This is a genomic window from Erwinia sorbitola, assembly GCF_009738185.1.
Lineage (GTDB): Bacteria > Pseudomonadota > Gammaproteobacteria > Enterobacterales > Enterobacteriaceae > Erwinia > Erwinia sorbitola.
Genome location: NZ_CP046509.1, coordinates 715,485 through 732,258, shown reverse-complemented (window position 1 = coordinate 732,258; position 16,774 = coordinate 715,485). Strand labels below are relative to the sequence as shown.

Here is a 16,774-nt window from a genome sequence, read left to right as displayed (position 1 = left end):
AGTGGTTTCCTGGAGCTACGACCTCATTCATCCTGGAAGATCAATGAAAATCGAATACAGCACGGTCGCTGAACTACGTCGCGAATTCATGCGTAATGTTGTCGCGCCGGTAGTGGCTGTGGTGCTGTTTTCCCTGTTAGGATGCGGCATTACCGCCTACTGGGTCACAGTGCAAAGCAACGCCAAAGCACAGGAAAAGCAACAGCAGGTGATTGAAAATATTTTCGCGCAGCATCTGTCCGATTTTACTTTTCAACACCAAAACCTCTTGAACGAAGTGGATCTGATTTCACAGTTAGCAAAGCCCGCAGAGTTTGGCAGCTGGCTTTTTCATCTTGCTGGCGACAATGAAATCTATCTGCTGGATGCGCAACAGCGTCCGGTTACCAGCTGGCTGGAGGGCAGACTCGCGCCCGTATCCAGCTATCTCGATCTTAAGCCCAAACTTTCACATCACCTGCCACCGGCGACATCCTCTGATGTTATCCATGATTTCATCCGCCTGCGTGACCGGGTTGCTGAAGTGGTGATCGGCCCCCTGCCCGATAACTCCGGACGGCGGCTGATATTTATCCGTTATCTGCATTACAGTTTTATCGATTTTCTGGAGCATCGCGGGGTTGTCAGCCAGTTTCGCTTTACCCCCAGCGCAGCAGACCAGCCAAACAGCGCCGGATTTCTACTGACGTCAGCAAACGGCATTCCGGTAAGCAGCGTCTCATGGATACCCATGCGCCCGGGCAGCCAGATGCTGAAAATCACCGGCCCGCTGATTGCTGCGGCTATTTTAAGTATCTCGCTGATGTGCATCATCATGACGCGTCGTCTGTGGCATTCGTCACTGAAACTTTCCAGCTCGATGCGCCGTCTGGGAGCCAGTGAAGTGCACGCCCGGCATCTGGCCCGGCATGATGTTCTCACAGGGCTGCCAAATCGTGCATGGATTGAAGAGCAGCTCAATGAGCGACTCCAGCAGCTTCCTCTTAGCGGCGGCAAGCTGGCGCTGATGCTGCTCGATCTCGATCGTTTTAAGCTGATCAACGATACCTATGGCCACCATACGGGTGACGATCTGATCGTCGAGATCGGCCAGCGGTTGTCATCGCTGCTGCCGGTGCAGGATGCTGTCGGGCGCCTGGGCGGCGATGAATTTGTTGTAATGGTCAGTAATCTAGAAAATGAACAGCAGGTGGCCGACCTGTGTCAGCAGATCATTACTCGTCTGGCCGAGCCGATGACTCTACGCGGTCATACGCTGTGGGTGGGTGTCAGCATTGGGGTAGCACTGTCGCCGCGTCACAGCCTGGAGCGACTGGAGCTGATGCGCAAAGCCGATATTTCCCTGTATGCCGCCAAAGCGGAGGGGCGCGGGCGCTACTGCCTGTTTGTTCCGGCAATGGATGAAGCCCTGCAAAAACGCCAGCGGCTGGCGCAGCAGCTGCATCTGGCGCTGGAAAATACTGTGGATCTGATGCAGTGGTATCAGCCAATTATGGATGTCAGCGGTACTAAACTGATTGCTGTCGAAGCGCTGCTACGCTGGCAGCACCCGCAGCTCGGTGCTATTTCCCCGGCAGAGTTTGTCCCGATTGCTGAAGAGACCGGACTGATTATTCCTCTTGGCGAGTGGGTGCTGGAGCAGGCCTGTAAGATGGCGATCACTTGTCCTGAACTGATCGTGGCGGTGAATGTTTCACCTCTGCAATTCCTTGCTCCCGGATTTATAGCGAATCTGATGGCAATTATGGCGCGCTACGGGATCGATCCACAGCAAATCGAACTGGAAATTACCGAGGGAGTGCTGCTGGAAAATGCACAACATGCGCTGAAAACTATCAAGACCCTGCGAGCTGCCGGATTCTGTATCGCGCTGGACGATTTCGGCACCGGCTACTCCAGCCTGAGCTATCTGGTGCAGTTCCCGGTCGACACCATTAAAATAGACCGCGCTTTTACGCAGTCGCTGGGCGTGCGTGAGAACTCCGCCACTATCGTTGAGTCAGTGATTAAGCTCGGCCACAGTCTGGGAATTACCGTCACCGCCGAAGGAGTCGAAACTGAGGAGCAGCGCCTGATGCTGGCCGCAGCGGGCTGCGACCGTTTACAGGGATTCCTGCTGAGTAAGCCACAGCCAGCGGAGCAGCTGCATGCGCTACTGCGCGAAATGCAAATCTGACAGCAGCCCGGATGGTTTTCGGTCGCCCCGGCCCTGTTTATCCGTATAATGCGCCCCTGATGATAGCCCGCTCCGGGTGAATTGAGTTGATGTGATGAAAAAGCTGTTTCCGCTGTTAATCCTTGCTGCCGCCGCGTTGTCATTATGGTGGTTTATGTTCAGAAGTCCGCCCCACGATCCCCACTATGATGCCGCAGCCTGCGTGGCGGTTGATGTGCTGGGCACGCCGACCAGCGAACAGGACTTTGCCAATAAAATCCGCACGGTGATTATCAATGAGAACAGCTCTTACTCGGTAAAACAGGTCAGCTATGACGATCGGCTTGGACGCTCGTCGATTGCAAAGTATCAGGCACTGGATACCGGGCAGAAAAGCGCGGCGGCAAAAGATGTCGTCAGCTGTATTGAAGTGATGAACGCTGCCGGACACTGATATCACTCAGGCGAAACGTAACAGCGTTATCGCCTGGTTTCCTGCTGCAACCAAAGCCACCTCAGGCATTTCGGCCACCTGCTGTCAGCGTCTTTCGATGCTCCCCCCCTCTGCAAAACCTGCGCAATAGTACTGAACGTATAAGCTGCTAAAAAGGCAAGCAAAAAAGGCCGCTCAATAAGCGACCTTTCAACGGTACAACATCATTTAAAAAGATTTACTGAAGTGACTATCACTGCTCTCATCAGGAATCTTTATTTATACGCTATCTCATCTGCCACAAAAAGTGGTCACTGAAAAAGGGCTGCAAGTGAAACTTTCCCTGGTGAGGCTCAATATTGCCTTGCCAAACTGGAAAGACGACAGGATATTAGTCTTAAGTGATCGACATTGTCGTCTGAAGCCACACCTTAGGCGTTTTTATCCATCAGGGAAAGGGTGAAAAACACTCTTGATATACCTGAGGGGAAATGATAATTACGCAGAGGTAATGTACAAGTTATCTTATTAATTTTTATTCAAATAATGAGAGTTTGAGGCCAATGAAGATCACTGTAACTGATAGTCCAGCCGCCGCTGATGAAGCCTTCGTCATCGACAGTCTGTGGCAACACAATGCAAAAACAACACCGGTTGATATCCATCCCCTCTTTCTTACGCTGCGCGATGAACAGGATCAGATTATGGCTGGTCTGGTGGCAAGAACCTGGTGGGGAGGGCTGGAAGTGCAATATTTATGGGTCAGCGATGCCTGCCGCGGCAAAGGTGTAGGGCGTGATCTGATGCTGTCGGCGGAACGGGAAGCGAAAAAACGCGGCTGTCATATGGCCTACGTTGATACTTTTGATTTCCAGGCAACCGGATTTTACGAAAAGTTAGGCTACTCCGCTTATGGCAAGCTCGGTGATTATGCACATCTGCATACCCGATATTATCTGGCGAAAAAGATCTGATGAGCTTTCCTCAGGGGGGAAAATGGAATTACAGGAAGAGAAACCGCGATCAAATACCAGCGCACTGATTGCCATGATGGAACACCTGTCCGAACCCTGGGGAATTAAAGCTCCTGATTCACAGCACCTGTATATGAATAAAGCGGCGTATTTGTATACCAATACGCCCAAAAACTTCGATATTGAAGGCAGGCTGGATAGTGATTTCCCTGCGGCATGGGCTGAGTGTGAAGATGAACTTATTGAGCACGACCGACGCACCCAGGCCAGTAACGGACGGGTCGCCGTAATTGAAACTCACTACTGGTACGGGCAGAAAACCCTGACGCCCTTTGTCTGCGAGAAAATCCCGCTATACGGCGAAAACGGGGATTTTATTGGTATTGCCTGGAGTGCAAAACAGCTCAACACCATGTCGCCGCTGAAATACATCACCCGGCAGAAACCCGGTCTGTTCACCACCGAGGTGAACAACGATCTTTTTACCCGTTCCGAGCTTGATACGCTCTTTTTGATGCTGCAACGCCTGTCCACTAAAGAGATTGCGCGCATTTATAATCTCAGCCACCGCACCGTAGAGAACCGGATCTATAACATTTATCAGAAAGCCGGGGTGCATACTTTGAATCAGTTCGAAGAGTATTGCCGCCATGCCGGACTGGATAATTTCATCCCAGATCGTCTGATTGAAAAAGGCATTCAGTTTATTTAATTCAAACAAGGAAACTCATCTTGATCCGTATTGAAGATTACCCGTTAAGTCGCGTGCCTGAAAACAAACGCGTCTCGTTTTTAAGCGTTGCCGTAGTACATATGGGCATGCTGACCGCACTGGATCAATTTATGCTTGGCGCGGTACTGGGGGATTCGATGAGTCTGGCCTCTGCGTTTCTGGCTATTCTGGCTGGCAGCGTTATTTTTGGCATAGTGACTTTCGGGCTGGGCTATGCCGGAATGAAAGAAGGCGTTTCCGGGAGCCTTCTGGCACGCTGGTGCGGTTTTGGCCGTATCGGTTCGGTGCTGATTGGTCTGGTTGTTGCCGTCAGTCTGCTGGGCTGGTTTGGCATTCAAAACGCCATCTTCGCCAAATCGCTGAATTTTGCACTAGGCGGCGCCCTGGGTTTCCCGCTGGCGGCCAGCCTTTCGGGTCTGCTGCTGACCGTATTAGTAACTTTTGGCTTTAAAGCGCTGCGTGTTACTGCGCGTATTGCGGTGCCACTGTTTATCTGCCTGGTGGCTTTTATCTCCTTCCAGACGCTCTCCGGCCACACGCTACAGCAAATTATTGACCTGCCGCCAACGGGCACTCCGCTGACTATCAGCGCAGCGATTACCATGGTGGTGGGCGGAGCGATTGTTGCCAGCCTGATGACGCCAGATCTGACACGTTATTCCCGCTCATCAAAGCATGTTGCCGGGGTCACGCTGCTGACGATTATTGCCGGGGAGTTTATCGTCAACGGGCTGGCGATTATGATCGCCCGCACACTACAAACCGCCGATGTTGTGACAATTATGTCGCAGGTCGCTGGGGGCGTGGGGCTGCTGGTGGTGATCCTCTCCACGCTGCGCGTCAACGACTTAAACCTCTACTCCTCTTCCCTTGGTGTCATTAATGCCGTTGAGGGTATATGTGGCAAAAAGCTGCAATATCGTAATACGACTCTGGTGATCGGTCTGCTGGGTACGCTGCTCTCTGTGCTGGGTATTCTTGATCGCTTCGTGGACTTCCTCACCGTGCTGGGAGTAGTGTTTCCGCCCATTCTTGGCATTATGCTGGTGGATTATCTGCTGCTGCGTACCCATCGCACCGCATTGGACAGAAGCCGTGCTGAAGGAAAACTGCCAGCGGATAGCGATACACCAACCATTGGCTGGACGGCGATTATTGCCACGCTAATTGGAAGTGTGATTGGTCTGCTGACCGAGTGGGGCGTGCCAACGATTAACTCGCTGCTGGTATCGTGCGTTATTTATTACGTGCTCGCGCGGGCATTACGCAGCCGCGCAATAGCTCCGTCGCTGTAAGCTGTAATCTTTCCGGGCAGAGAGTACATCATCACCCTCTGCCCGGCAGGTGTTAATCTGGCGTGTCTGCTTTCTTTTTCAACGACTGACGATAGGCTTTGATCGCATTGCTTAACAGCACATAGCCGCAGCCTGTAATCAGCCCCACCACCGCCGACATCAATGCGATAAGCGAACGTTTTGGCGAATCCCGATACAGTGGCTCATAGGGCACACGCATATATTTAAACGGCTCGATATGCAGTTCGCTTATTTTCAGCGCTTGCAGCTTCTCAATATACACACGACGATTTTGTAAATCGACGTTAAGCAAGGTCGGATCTTCAACGGACTGTTCAATTTTAAGTTTACGTTTAAGTCCTTCTGAACCAAGACTCTCCAGATAATCCCAGTCATCATAAGTGGACGTTCCGTTGATACTCCAGACCGGTTTTTTCAGCCCCGCAGAGTTAGCAACCTGGAGAGCATATTCCAGACGTTCCAGTTTAATACTGTGCTCATTTTCCACGCGTTTCTTATCAAGATTATATTGCCCGATGGCCTTACCTTTCACCATATCGACATGATAAGTAATTCGCTGCTGTAACTCTTTTTCAACGACAGATGTCACATAGTTAATATAGCCTTGTAGCAGCTCACGGGCAGCCGGGGCGCTGTTGGCGCTGTATTTCACTTCATAAAAACGATACTCTTTCTTGCTATCGGAGGAGCTTTGCGACTCTATATTTCCACTTAAAATTGAGTTAATTAGCCGATTACGCTCTTCCGGCGACTGTTCAAGCCCCTTAGCAAGCTGTTTGAAATACGCGGTACCTACCAGATATTGTTCACGCAGGCGGGGTGAGTCAAAATTACGTATAAAATCTGTGAGCAGCGACGCGGGCGTGATTTTTGTATCAATATCCAGCACCTGCAATTCAGTCAGCATTTTCTCCATGCTATGCAACTGAGCCGCTTCCGCCACACTCAGCATCGCAGAACTCGTCCAGCGCTGTGGCAGCAAATAGCTCACGCCCAGGCCAATAAAAAGAGCCAGGGCGGTAAACAGTGCCAGCGTATATTTTCGGCTGAAAATAATACTCAGCACATCAAGCAAATCCAGTTCTTCATCACACCGCCCGGCGGAGCTGACTGCTCCTTTCCCCTTACGTGCCGATGACGTTTCGTCAATTTTGATTATGCTCATGATTTAGTTCCTTTAATCCATGATTTTCCCGGATTCGCTGATCTCTTTGCTTAACTGATATCTTTAGCCTGAGCGCGATATTTTGACGAATAGCTCAACAACACCCAGATGCAACCAACGATTAATCCCATCAATGCTGCCAGTACCAGAATCAACCTCTGACCAGCACCGTCTTCACGAACGGGCAGCGAGGGATCCAGCATATACTTAAAAGGCTGCACCGTTATTTCCTCTGGCTTGAGCGCATCCAGACGTTCACGATACAAGCGCAAATCGTGCAGTTCCAGGCTCGTTTTTTCCACATCCGACAGTGCCTGTTCAACACGGAGTCTGCGCTCCAGACTCTCCGTTCCCTGCATGATGGAAAACTCTGCGTCTTCCTTCTCCTGACGCTCATGCCCGGGCAGAATGACCTGCGTGATGACGCCCGCAGAGCGGGCAACCGCCAGAGAATCGCCCAAACGTTCAAGCCTGATTTGCTGGCTAATCTCAAGGCTATCTAACAGCGTTTGATACTGCCCTTGTGATTTTTCACGCAACAACTCGATCTGACTCATCAGACGCTGGCGCACTTTCTGCTGCACCTCGCCCGCGAAAAAACGAATATACCCCGAAAGTAAATCACGTGCAGCGGCTGCACTATTAGCTGAAAAAGCCACTTCGTAATAATTACGCTGCAGATCGTTTTTATTCAGTACAGACTTACGCGATGTCATATTGCCGTTAAGAACCTGGTCAATCAAGAGATTAACATGTTCCGCCTTAACATTGGCAGCCTTCTGTGTAAAGTAAGGAGTGTTAATGAGATATTTCTCACGGATTTGTCGGGAGTCGAATTTATGCATAAAGTCTGATAACAACAATTCCGGCGTTATTTTCGTGTTAATTTCCAGCACAGAAAACCCGGATAATGTTTCCACCATGCCCTGTAGCTCTTCTGCTTGTGGGGGAATTATTATCGCTGTACTTGTCCAGCGCTGCGGCAGAAAATAATTGACTACTATACCACCCAGCAAGGCTGCCATAACAAAAAATGCAATAGTGAGCTTGCGCTGAATAAAAATATCCAGCAGCTTCATTAAATTAAGTTCATTATTTTCAGCGTGAAGTGTGCGTGGAACAACCGTGCTGTGCTCCAGGCGCACATCGTCAATTAATTTACGGGTACTCATGGCACAACTCCTGTAGTGCAGACGACAAAAAACTCCCTACAACGCATTTCATCCCGGCCTGCGTTTATTAACACATGTAAATAGGTAAAATAACTAAACAAATAACCTTAATCTGCGTTAACTGCGGGCGATAAGGTCAAAATAACATTTTAAAATAAATCCAAATTGTTATTAATAAGATTATATTTATTTTATCGATATAAGTTTATTTACATCATCCTGATTTTAAGATCTCAGGTGCGGCCAAAATAAGGCCCTGCAGAGACTGAATCACGTAGAATAAGCTGGCCGTTAAACGCGGGTAACGGTTCACTCTCTTTTCCGTCGAGCATCAGAACCAGTTTTTCCAGGGTGTGCTTGATCATCTCTCCCACCGGTACATGCACGGTAGTGAGGGGCGGGACAAAAAATGATGCCATCGGAATATCATCAAAACTCAGCAGCGACACATCCTGAGGGATACGTTTTCCGGCAGCATAGAGCGCTCTGGCAGCGCCTATCGCCATATCATCGTTACTTGCCACCAGCGCGGTAAACTCAGCACCGCGCGCCATAAGCTCAACTCCCGCTTCATAGCCACTTTGTAACGACCAGCTCCCCTGCGCCACACGCTGTTTATCAAACGCAATATGGTGCATCCGCAGTGCCTGGCGGTAACCATTAAGACGGCTGATACCAGTGGGCGATCCATCTGAGCCGGAAATAAAGGCGATATCACGGTGACCCTGTGAGACCAGATAATTAACGGCATCAAGAGTATTCTGCTCATGGGCAGCGATCACGCAGTGCTGCGGATGTTTTTCCAGCTGCCGGTTAACCACAATAATCGGTTTACGGGTTTGCTGAATAATCTCATCCAGTTCGCTGGTATTCAGAAAACGGGGATAGATGATGATCGCATCACAGCGCAGATCGAGCAGAAACTCAATGGCCTGCCGCTCCTGGCGCGCATCATGTTTACCATCCGCCAGCAGCAGCTGCCGCCCGTGCTGCTCCGTCACCGTTGCCGCCTGAAATAACAGCTCACTAAAGTACGGGCCGTTATATAACGTATTGGTCACCACCAGGCCAATATTTTGCGACTTGTTGGTCGCCAGATTGCGCGCCAGTAAATTAGGCCGATAGCCGGTCTCTTCAATTGCTTTAAATACCCGCTCTTTCGTCGTGGTACTGACATAACTATTGCCAGCCAGCACACGGGAAACTGTGGCTTTTGAAACACCGGCTTTTTTTGCGACATCCAGCATGGTAATCATCATGGCATCCTGAAAACTAAGTTCTGTTTCATATAATAACCTGTTTTATCATGCGCCCACAGCCTATACTATAACTTAATGAAATTATTAACTTTAGTCTCTATTCTGCAATACCTTATCGCACATATCTCTCCTCTTTGGTATGGCATTAAAAACTGTTCTAAACCCCTGATAACCTGCCCGTAACGTTAATAACAATATATCCATTACTCAGACAATCGCGTCGTTTAACCTGCGCTAAACCTGGCCTGTGCGATCCTGCTCACAGAACAAGTCATTCAATATGAAACCGGTTGCAGAAACAGGTTCACATCGGCTATTTATTAAAGAAACCAGACCGGAGAACAACCATGAATAAAATCTTACTCTGTTGTGCCGCAGGTATGTCCACCAGCATGGTGGTTCAGCGTATGGAAAAAGCTGCAAAGGAAAAAAATATTGCCGTTGAGATTAATGCCGTTGGACTGGATGAGTTTGTTGAGCAGATAGCCAATTACGACTGCTGTCTGCTTGGGCCTCAAATTAAGTACAAGCTGGCAGATTTCAAACCGCTGGCGGACGAGCTGCATAAACCCATCGTCGTGATCAACACCATGGATTACGGCATGATGAACGGTGAAAAAATCCTCGCAGAAGCGCTGGCGATGATTCAAAACGGCGGACAAGTCCAATGAGTCGCTTTAGCGAGTCCCTGTTCGGCGTGATTGAGAACCGCATCAGCCCCATTGCGGCCAGGCTCTCCAGCCAGCGTCACGTGGTGGCAATCAAAGATGGCTTTATCTCATCGATGCCGTTTCTTATCGTAGGTTCGTTTATGCTGCTGTTCGCTCACCCGCCATTCGGGGCCGACAGTCAGTGGGCATTTGCGCAATGGTGGCTGGGCATGGTGGAACGCCACTCTGCGCAGATCATGATGCCGTATAACATGACCATGGGCATTATGGCGGTGTATATCGCCGCCGCTATCTCCTACAACCTCGCCATCAGCTACAAGATGAACGGTTTTATGGCCGCCTGTCTGTCGCTGATGGCGTTTCTGCTGGTGGCTGCCCCACAGAGCAACGGCGCGCTGCCGGTCGGATCGCTGGGAGGCGAAGGGATATTTACGGCGATAATTGTCAGCCTCTACTCCACCGAACTGATGCACTTCCTGCAAAAGCACCATATTGGCTTTAAACTGCCGGAGCAGGTACCGCCAAAAATTCGTCAGTCATTCGATCTTCTGATCCCGATCCTGGCGATCTTCCTGACGCTGTTCCCACTCAGCCTGCTGGTACAGGATCAGTTTGGCATGCTGTTGCCACAGGCGATTATGGCGATCTTTAAACCGATCATTTCCGCTTCCGACTCACTGCCCGCCGTGCTGATTGCAGTACTGTTGTGCCATCTGCTGTGGTTTGCCGGGATTCATGGTGCAGTGATCGTCGGCGGTATCCTGCAGGCATTCTGGCTGACTAATCTCGGGATTAACCAGCAGGAACTGAATGCGGGCCAGCCCATTACGCAGATTTTTATCGAGCCATTCTGGCAATTCTTTATCGTGGTAGGCGGTTCCGGTTCCACCATGGGGCTGGTGTTCCTCTACCTGCGCAGCCGTTCGGCCCATCTGCGTTCCATCGGCAAGCTCGGCCTGGTGCCAAGCATGTTCAATATCAATGAGCCGATTATCTTTGGTTCTCCGGTAGTGATGAACCCGCTGCTATTTATTCCGTTTATTACCGCACCGCTGGTTAACGCCATTATTGCCTGGATTGCCACACGTACTGCTCTGGTGAATCACGTGGTATCGCTGGCCCCGTGGACGACACCCGGCCCGATCGGTGCCGCCTGGTCAACCGGCTGGGACTTCCGCGCAGTGATTCTGGTTGGCGTGCTGATTGTTGTCTCAACGCTTATTTACTACCCCTTCTTCAAAATGTATGAACGCGAGCTATTAAAGCAGGAGCAGCCAACCCCGGCTGAGGCTGAACTGAAAGCAGTGGAGAACTGATGATGGATATGGAAACCACGGTAATGGAGCTGATTATTCATGCCGGAGAAGCGCGTTCCTGCTCGATGCAGGCACTGCGTGCGGCGCGCACTTACGACTGGCAAGAAGCAGATGCTCAACTGACCGCTGCAACCGCTGCGGCACGCGCTGCTCACAAGATTCAGACGGCGCTTATCGGCGCGGACGAAGGCATCGGCAACGTGCCGGTTAACCTGATTCTGATGCATGCGCAGGATCATCTGATGAACGCCATGCTGTGCCGCGAGCTGGCCGAAGAGATCATTATCCTGCACCGCGAAGTGCAGGCTCTGAAACAGGCCTGATAATCCCGGGGCAGGTACGCCTGCACCGTTAAAAATGCAAGGAGATAAAGGATGCAATACCGCAAGCTATCGCCCTTCCCTGACGATTTTTTATGGGGAGCTTCCACCTCTGCCTATCAGGTTGAGGGGGCTTCAGACCAGGACGGTAAAGGGCCATCGGTGATTGATAAAGCCCATTTTGATCCGCGCCTGACTGACTTTACCGTAACCAGCGATCACTACCACCGCTTTGCTGAAGATGTGGCGCTGTTCGCTGAACTGGGCCTGAAAACCTACCGTCTTTCCATCTCCTGGAGCCGCCTGTTTCCGCAGGGAACCGGAGAAATTAACGCCAAAGGCGTGGAGTTCTACCAGAAGCTGATCACCGCGCTGACGGAAAAAGGCATTGAGCCGCTGGTCACGCTGTATCATTTCGATCTGCCCTGGGCATTACAGGAGAAAGGCGGCTGGTCCGATCCCGCCACCATCGCCGCGTTTGAGCACTTTGCCCGTACCTGCTTTGAGCTGTACGGCGACCGGGTAAAATACTGGCTGACCATCAATGAGCAAAACATGATGATCCTCAAAGGGGATGTCATTGGTACGCTGCCCGCCGGTACGCCTGACCCGCATAAGACCCTTTATCAGCAAAATCACCATATGATGCTGGCCCAGGCACGGGCAATGATCGCCTGCCATGAGATGCTGCCTGCGGCGAAAATCGGCCCGGCACCGAATATCTCCTGTGTCTACCCAGCCAGCTCCAAACCGGAAGATGTGCTGGCGGCAAATAACTTTACTTCGATTCGCAACTGGCTCTACCTCGATCTCGCCTGTCATGGCCGCTACAACACCATCGCCTGGCGCTTTATGCAGGAAAAAGGCTGGCTGCCAGTAATTACCGACGACGACATGGTACTGCTGAAACAGGCGAAGCCGGACTTTATCGCCTTTAACTATTATGCCTCTGCCACCGTGGCTGCCGAACTGGATGATGCCGGAGAAGGCAATCAGAAAGTTGACCAGCAGATGGCCGGGATCGATAAAAGCGTCTATGTCGGCACCAATAATCCGCACCTGAAGAAAAACCAGTTTAACTGGTATGTCGATCCGGTCGGCTTCCGTATTACCGCCCGCGAGATCTACGATCGCTACCATCTGCCGCTGATCGTCACTGAAAACGGCCTGGGTGCTTTTGATGAGCTGGCCTCAGGCAACAAAGTCTATGACGACTATCGTATTGCCTATCTCAGCGATCACCTGGCGCAGCTACAGCTGGCAATCAGTGACGGCGTAGAGGTCTTTGGCTACTGCCCGTGGTCAGCGATCGATCTGGTCAGCACCCATCAGGGGATCAGCAAGCGCTACGGCTTTATTTACGTCAACCGTGAAGAGCACGATCTGAAAGATCTGGCGCGTTACCGTAAGAAAAGCTTTAGCTGGTATCAACGCGTGATCCAGACCAACGGCGCAAATTTAAATAAAGAGATTGAGTATTAAGCATTTTTCAGGGGCGAGGCCTGTCTCGCCCGCATTAGTCAGACGTTGTTAATCTCACCAGAAAGGATGGATTATGTCAGAGCAGCAATTACCAAAGGATTTTTTATGGGGCGGTGCAGTAGCAGCCCATCAGGTTGAAGGCGGCTGGGATCAGGGCGGTAAAGGCCCGAGTATTGTCGACGTCCTGTCCGGTGGATCGCACGGCGTGGATCGTGTGATCACCGATGGTATCGATCCCGCGTATCACTACCCGAACCATCTGGCGGTGGATTTTTACCATCGCTATAAAGAAGATATCGCGCTGTTTGCCGAGATGGGCTTTAAGTGTTTCCGCACCTCGATTGCCTGGACGCGCATCTTCCCGAAAGGCGATGAACTGGAACCAAACGAAGCTGGTTTACAGTTCTACGATGACCTGTTTGATGAACTGCTGAAATATAATATTGAGCCGGTCATTACCCTTTCCCACTTCGAGATGCCTGAGCATCTGGTGAAAGAGTACGGCGGCTGGCTAAACCGCAAAGTGGTAGATTTCTTTGTGCGCTACAGCGAAGTGGTACTGAAACGCTATCAGCATAAAGTGAAATACTGGATGACCTTTAACGAGATCAATAACCAGCGTAACTGGCGTTACCCGCTGTTCGGTTACTGTAACTCCGGGGTGATTTTTACCGATCACGAAAAGCCGGAACAGGCAATGTACCAGGTTCTGCATCATCAGTTTGTTGCCAGCGCCCAGGTAGTAAAACTGGGGCACGAGATTAATCCACAGTTGCAGATCGGCTGTATGCTGGCAATTGTGCCGCTCTATCCCTGGTCATGCCATCCGGATGATGTGATGTTTGCCCAGGAATCGATGCGCGAACGCTATCTGTTCGGTGATGTGCATCTGCGCGGTTACTATCCGTCTTATATCCTGAAAGAGTGGGAGCGTAAGGGCTATCAGATTGAGATGCAGCCGGGAGATGAGCAGGCGCTTCGTGACGGCTGCGCGGATTATCTCGGTTTCAGCTACTACATGAGCAACGCCGTACAGTTCTCGGCGAAGGACAGCGACGACGGGCGTCATATTGAAGGTTTCCCGGGCAGCCGTCCGAATCCGCATGTGAAAGCCTCCGACTGGGGCTGGCAGATTGACCCGGTTGGCCTGCGCTATACGCTGAATGCCTTCTGGGAGCGCTATCAGAAACCGATGTTTATCGTCGAGAATGGTTTCGGAGCCTACGATACCGTAGAAGCCGACGGGCAGATAAACGATGACTACCGCATTGCTTATTTGCAGGCGCATATCGAACAGATGAAAATTGCGGTGCTGGAAGATGGCGTTGATCTGATGGGCTACACCCCCTGGGGATGCCTTGACTGCGTGTCGTTTACCACCGGCCAGTACAACAAGCGTTACGGCTTTATCCATGTGGATAAAAACGATGATGGCACCGGCACCATGGCGCGCTCGAAAAAGAAAAGTTTCGACTGGTATAAGCAGGTGATTGCCAGCAACGGCGCAAACCTGGCGTAATTTTGTAGCAAATCTGAGCAACACGAACATGAAATTGAGATTCAGCGATCAATTTCATGTTTTTTTCGAAAGAAACTATTAAACGTTCCCTCCATAATATCGCCGTTGTTACGTGCGCGTTATGCAACGGATTCGCCGGGCCTTAGTCGCAAGGATGCGTCACCTGCCAACCTCGGTGGCCCGGTTTTCTGTTCATAACGCGCACACCTTTATCAGAAATTGCGCAGCGCTTACCCTTTCTTCCCCCCGGATTTACCAATCGAACGGTGTAAATCCTGAATCCTCTTCATAGATTTAATCGTCTTCTGCGGTGCGCTGGAGGCAACGGACAGAACCAACATCTCCAGGCATATCAGCACCGGGCCATGCAGCGGAACTTTACCGTTATCGCCGCCACGCGGCACGCTAATCACCACCTGCGCCTCTTTGCTGAAGCGTGAATCGGTAGCGTGAGTCAGTAAAATCGTCGGAATACCCAGCCTTTTCGCCTCACGCAGCGTGGTTTGCCCTTCACGATGTGCCGACTTTTGCGCCATCATAATCAGCACATCACCGCGTTGCAGGTTGATTAACTGCTCTGCCAGCATCATCCCGGTTCGGTTCAGTGGCGTGGCCGGGGTACCGATACGTGTGAAGAGCCGCACCACATACTCCGAAAGAATGCTGGAGGCACCTATGCCAAAAATCGCGACCTGACGGGCCTCCACCAATAGCGCTGCCGCCTGTGCCATTGCTGCGCGGTTCTCCGGTTCAGCCAGCGCTTCGCAGGCACGCTGATGCCCCTCCAGCACAAAATCGATGCTGGAGTTGATATCACAGGCGAGCGCATTTACCGTCGAGGTCATCTTCTCTGCCGAGGAGATGCTGGGGCCAAACCAGCGCTCCATCGTCTGTTTCAGATCGCGCAGACCGGCAAATCCCAGCGCCTGAATCGCCCGAACTACCGTGGCATCCGAAGTTTGAGTGGCTGCGGCAATCTCCATCGCAGTATGCTCAAGCACCACCTCACGGTTTTCATTAATGTAGCTGGCCACCGCCTGTAAACGGGGCGACAGTGAGCCACCCCGCGCCCGGAAACGATCGCCATACAGATCAACGCGGGTTTTGCTTCTTTTCACTGGCTGGTTATTCATCATACTCCTTAAACCGGGCGGGCCGCTGGCGGCGGCGCTTGCGGTACATCAGCAATCCGGTAACAAAAAACAGCGGCATACAGAGGCTGGAGATCACCAGCGCAATCCTGCCCGGTAGCCCAAACAGTGCGCCAGTATGAAGCGCATCCATATCCGTTAAGATACGCTCACCGGCAGACTGGTTGCGGTACGGGGCAAAGCGGGTCACCTGCTGCGTACGCGGGTTGATAGTCAGTTCATCAAGGGCGCGGATCTGAGTGGCACCTTCGGGCAGTACGCGGATACGAATGGTTTTCCCCGGCGGCGGGATCAGCAGCAGCGCCGACTGATAATGTGTACCGTACTGCTGCTCAACCCGCTGCCACACGCGCTGCCAGTCCGGCCCGCTAGCAGATGCCTGTTTCTCTCCTGGCTTTTTCATCCTTGCCACGGGGGCTGCGCCGTCACTCAGCAGCCAGGTCACTCCCTGACGATAGGCCTCCGATGACCACCACAAACCGGAACAGGCGCTGACCAGGTAAAGCAACGCCAGCCAGCTACCAGACACCTGGTGCAGCGAACGGTAGAGCGCACGGCCTGTAAGGCGACAATCAGGACGCAGCCAGTCACGCAGGCTGCGGCTGCCCGCACTCCAGCGCAGCCACAGCCCGGAAAGCGCAAAGAAGATCAGGCTCACGGCGCTGGCCCCGGTAATCAGCCGCCCGGTGGGATTGTTCCCGCCGGGAGAGAGAAAACGATGCAGATTACGCACCGTATCGAAAAATGCAGCCCCAGTGGCTTCACCCTGAATAACGGCCCGATACGGGTCGACAAAAACCCGCTGATTACGCTGCCCTTTCTGGCGCTGAAAAGCCGCCGTCCAGGCAAGATCCGCCCGCTGCTCCACCTGTAACGACATCAGACGTTCACCGGGACGCAGCTCGCGCAGACGGTCAATCATCTGCGCAGGCGACAGCCGCTGCCCTTCAGCCGGAACGCTGACTCGCGCCTGCGGACTCAAGGCCAGCATAATTTCATCTTCAAAACTCATGGTCACACCGCTTAATGCCATAAACGACAGGCTGGCCCCGAGCGTAATGCCGAGGAACCAGTGCAGCCGTAACAGGATAAAACGCGTGCGTGACAT

15 protein-coding genes are annotated in these 16,774 nt (G+C 51.9%); 10 read left to right on the top strand and 5 right to left on the bottom strand.

Annotated features, from left to right (window positions below):
- Positions 1-43 precede the first annotated feature (43 nt).
- The 5 genes from GN242_RS03315 (at position 44) to GN242_RS03295 (ending at position 5,590) form a co-directional block, all read left to right on the top strand.
- A complete protein-coding gene (locus GN242_RS03315; protein ID WP_154752964.1) occupies positions 44-2,176 on the top strand; it encodes a putative bifunctional diguanylate cyclase/phosphodiesterase in 2,133 nt (710 codons plus the stop codon).
- A gap of 94 nt (positions 2,177-2,270) precedes the next feature.
- Positions 2,271-2,609, top strand: a complete 339-nt coding sequence (locus GN242_RS03310) for a hypothetical protein (RefSeq protein ID WP_154752965.1) — start codon at positions 2,271-2,273, stop codon at positions 2,607-2,609.
- 542 nt (positions 2,610-3,151) lie between these two features.
- Entirely contained in the window at positions 3,152-3,562 is a 411-nt protein-coding gene (locus GN242_RS03305) for a GNAT family N-acetyltransferase (RefSeq protein ID WP_154752966.1), read from the top strand.
- A gap of 22 nt (positions 3,563-3,584) precedes the next feature.
- Entirely contained in the window at positions 3,585-4,274 is a 690-nt protein-coding gene (locus GN242_RS03300) for a helix-turn-helix transcriptional regulator (RefSeq protein ID WP_230320712.1), read from the top strand.
- A 20-nt stretch (positions 4,275-4,294) separates the two neighbouring features.
- A complete protein-coding gene (locus GN242_RS03295) occupies positions 4,295-5,590 on the top strand; it encodes a cytosine permease (protein ID WP_156286908.1) in 1,296 nt (431 codons plus the stop codon).
- Positions 5,591-5,642: 52 nt separating this feature from the next.
- On the opposite strand, the gene wzz(fepE) is transcribed toward GN242_RS03295, so the two are convergent.
- The 3 genes from wzz(fepE) to GN242_RS03280 form a co-directional block, all read right to left on the bottom strand.
- The gene (gene wzz(fepE) / locus GN242_RS03290; RefSeq protein WP_156286907.1) at positions 5,643-6,776 is read right to left on the bottom strand and encodes an LPS O-antigen length regulator Wzz(fepE); all 1,134 of its coding nucleotides are present in this window, start codon (positions 6,774-6,776) and stop codon (positions 5,643-5,645) included.
- Positions 6,777-6,826: 50 nt separating this feature from the next.
- On the bottom strand, positions 6,827-7,948 hold the full coding sequence (locus tag GN242_RS03285) for a Wzz/FepE/Etk N-terminal domain-containing protein (protein WP_156286906.1): 1,122 nt from the start codon (positions 7,946-7,948) through the stop codon (positions 6,827-6,829).
- A 233-nt stretch (positions 7,949-8,181) separates the two neighbouring features.
- Positions 8,182-9,207 carry a LacI family DNA-binding transcriptional regulator gene (locus GN242_RS03280; RefSeq protein WP_156286905.1) on the bottom strand — a complete coding sequence of 342 codons (1,026 nt, stop codon included), beginning with the start codon at positions 9,205-9,207 and terminating at the stop codon, positions 8,182-8,184.
- 347 nt (positions 9,208-9,554) lie between these two features.
- Between GN242_RS03280 and GN242_RS03275 the strand changes: the two genes are divergently transcribed.
- The 5 genes from GN242_RS03275 to GN242_RS03255 all read left to right on the top strand — a co-directional run bounded on the left by GN242_RS03275 (position 9,555) and on the right by GN242_RS03255 (position 14,515).
- Positions 9,555-9,878: a PTS sugar transporter subunit IIB gene (locus GN242_RS03275; RefSeq protein ID WP_154752971.1), complete on the top strand. Its 324-nt coding sequence runs from the start codon at positions 9,555-9,557 to the stop codon at positions 9,876-9,878.
- On the top strand, positions 9,875-11,194 hold the full coding sequence (locus GN242_RS03270; protein ID WP_154752972.1) for a PTS sugar transporter subunit IIC: 1,320 nt from the start codon (positions 9,875-9,877) through the stop codon (positions 11,192-11,194). The genes GN242_RS03275 and GN242_RS03270 overlap by 4 nt, the downstream gene beginning before the upstream one ends.
- Before the next feature lie 2 nt (positions 11,195-11,196).
- Positions 11,197-11,517: a PTS lactose/cellobiose transporter subunit IIA gene (locus GN242_RS03265; protein WP_156288172.1), complete on the top strand. Its 321-nt coding sequence runs from the start codon at positions 11,197-11,199 to the stop codon at positions 11,515-11,517.
- Positions 11,518-11,568: 51 nt separating this feature from the next.
- Positions 11,569-12,996 (top strand): glycoside hydrolase family 1 protein, encoded by a 1,428-nt coding sequence (locus GN242_RS03260; protein WP_156286904.1) that lies wholly within the window; start codon positions 11,569-11,571, stop codon positions 12,994-12,996.
- Positions 12,997-13,069: 73 nt separating this feature from the next.
- Positions 13,070-14,515, top strand: a complete 1,446-nt coding sequence (locus GN242_RS03255; RefSeq protein ID WP_154752974.1) for a 6-phospho-beta-glucosidase — start codon at positions 13,070-13,072, stop codon at positions 14,513-14,515.
- A 230-nt stretch (positions 14,516-14,745) separates the two neighbouring features.
- On the opposite strand, the gene GN242_RS03250 is transcribed toward GN242_RS03255, so the two are convergent.
- Both GN242_RS03250 and GN242_RS03245 read right to left on the bottom strand, forming a co-directional pair.
- On the bottom strand, positions 14,746-15,648 hold the full coding sequence (locus GN242_RS03250) for a MurR/RpiR family transcriptional regulator (RefSeq protein ID WP_154752975.1): 903 nt from the start codon (positions 15,646-15,648) through the stop codon (positions 14,746-14,748).
- Positions 15,641-16,774 (bottom strand): PepSY-associated TM helix domain-containing protein, encoded by a 1,134-nt coding sequence (locus GN242_RS03245; RefSeq protein WP_156286903.1) that lies wholly within the window; start codon positions 16,772-16,774, stop codon positions 15,641-15,643. The genes GN242_RS03250 and GN242_RS03245 overlap by 8 nt, the downstream gene beginning before the upstream one ends.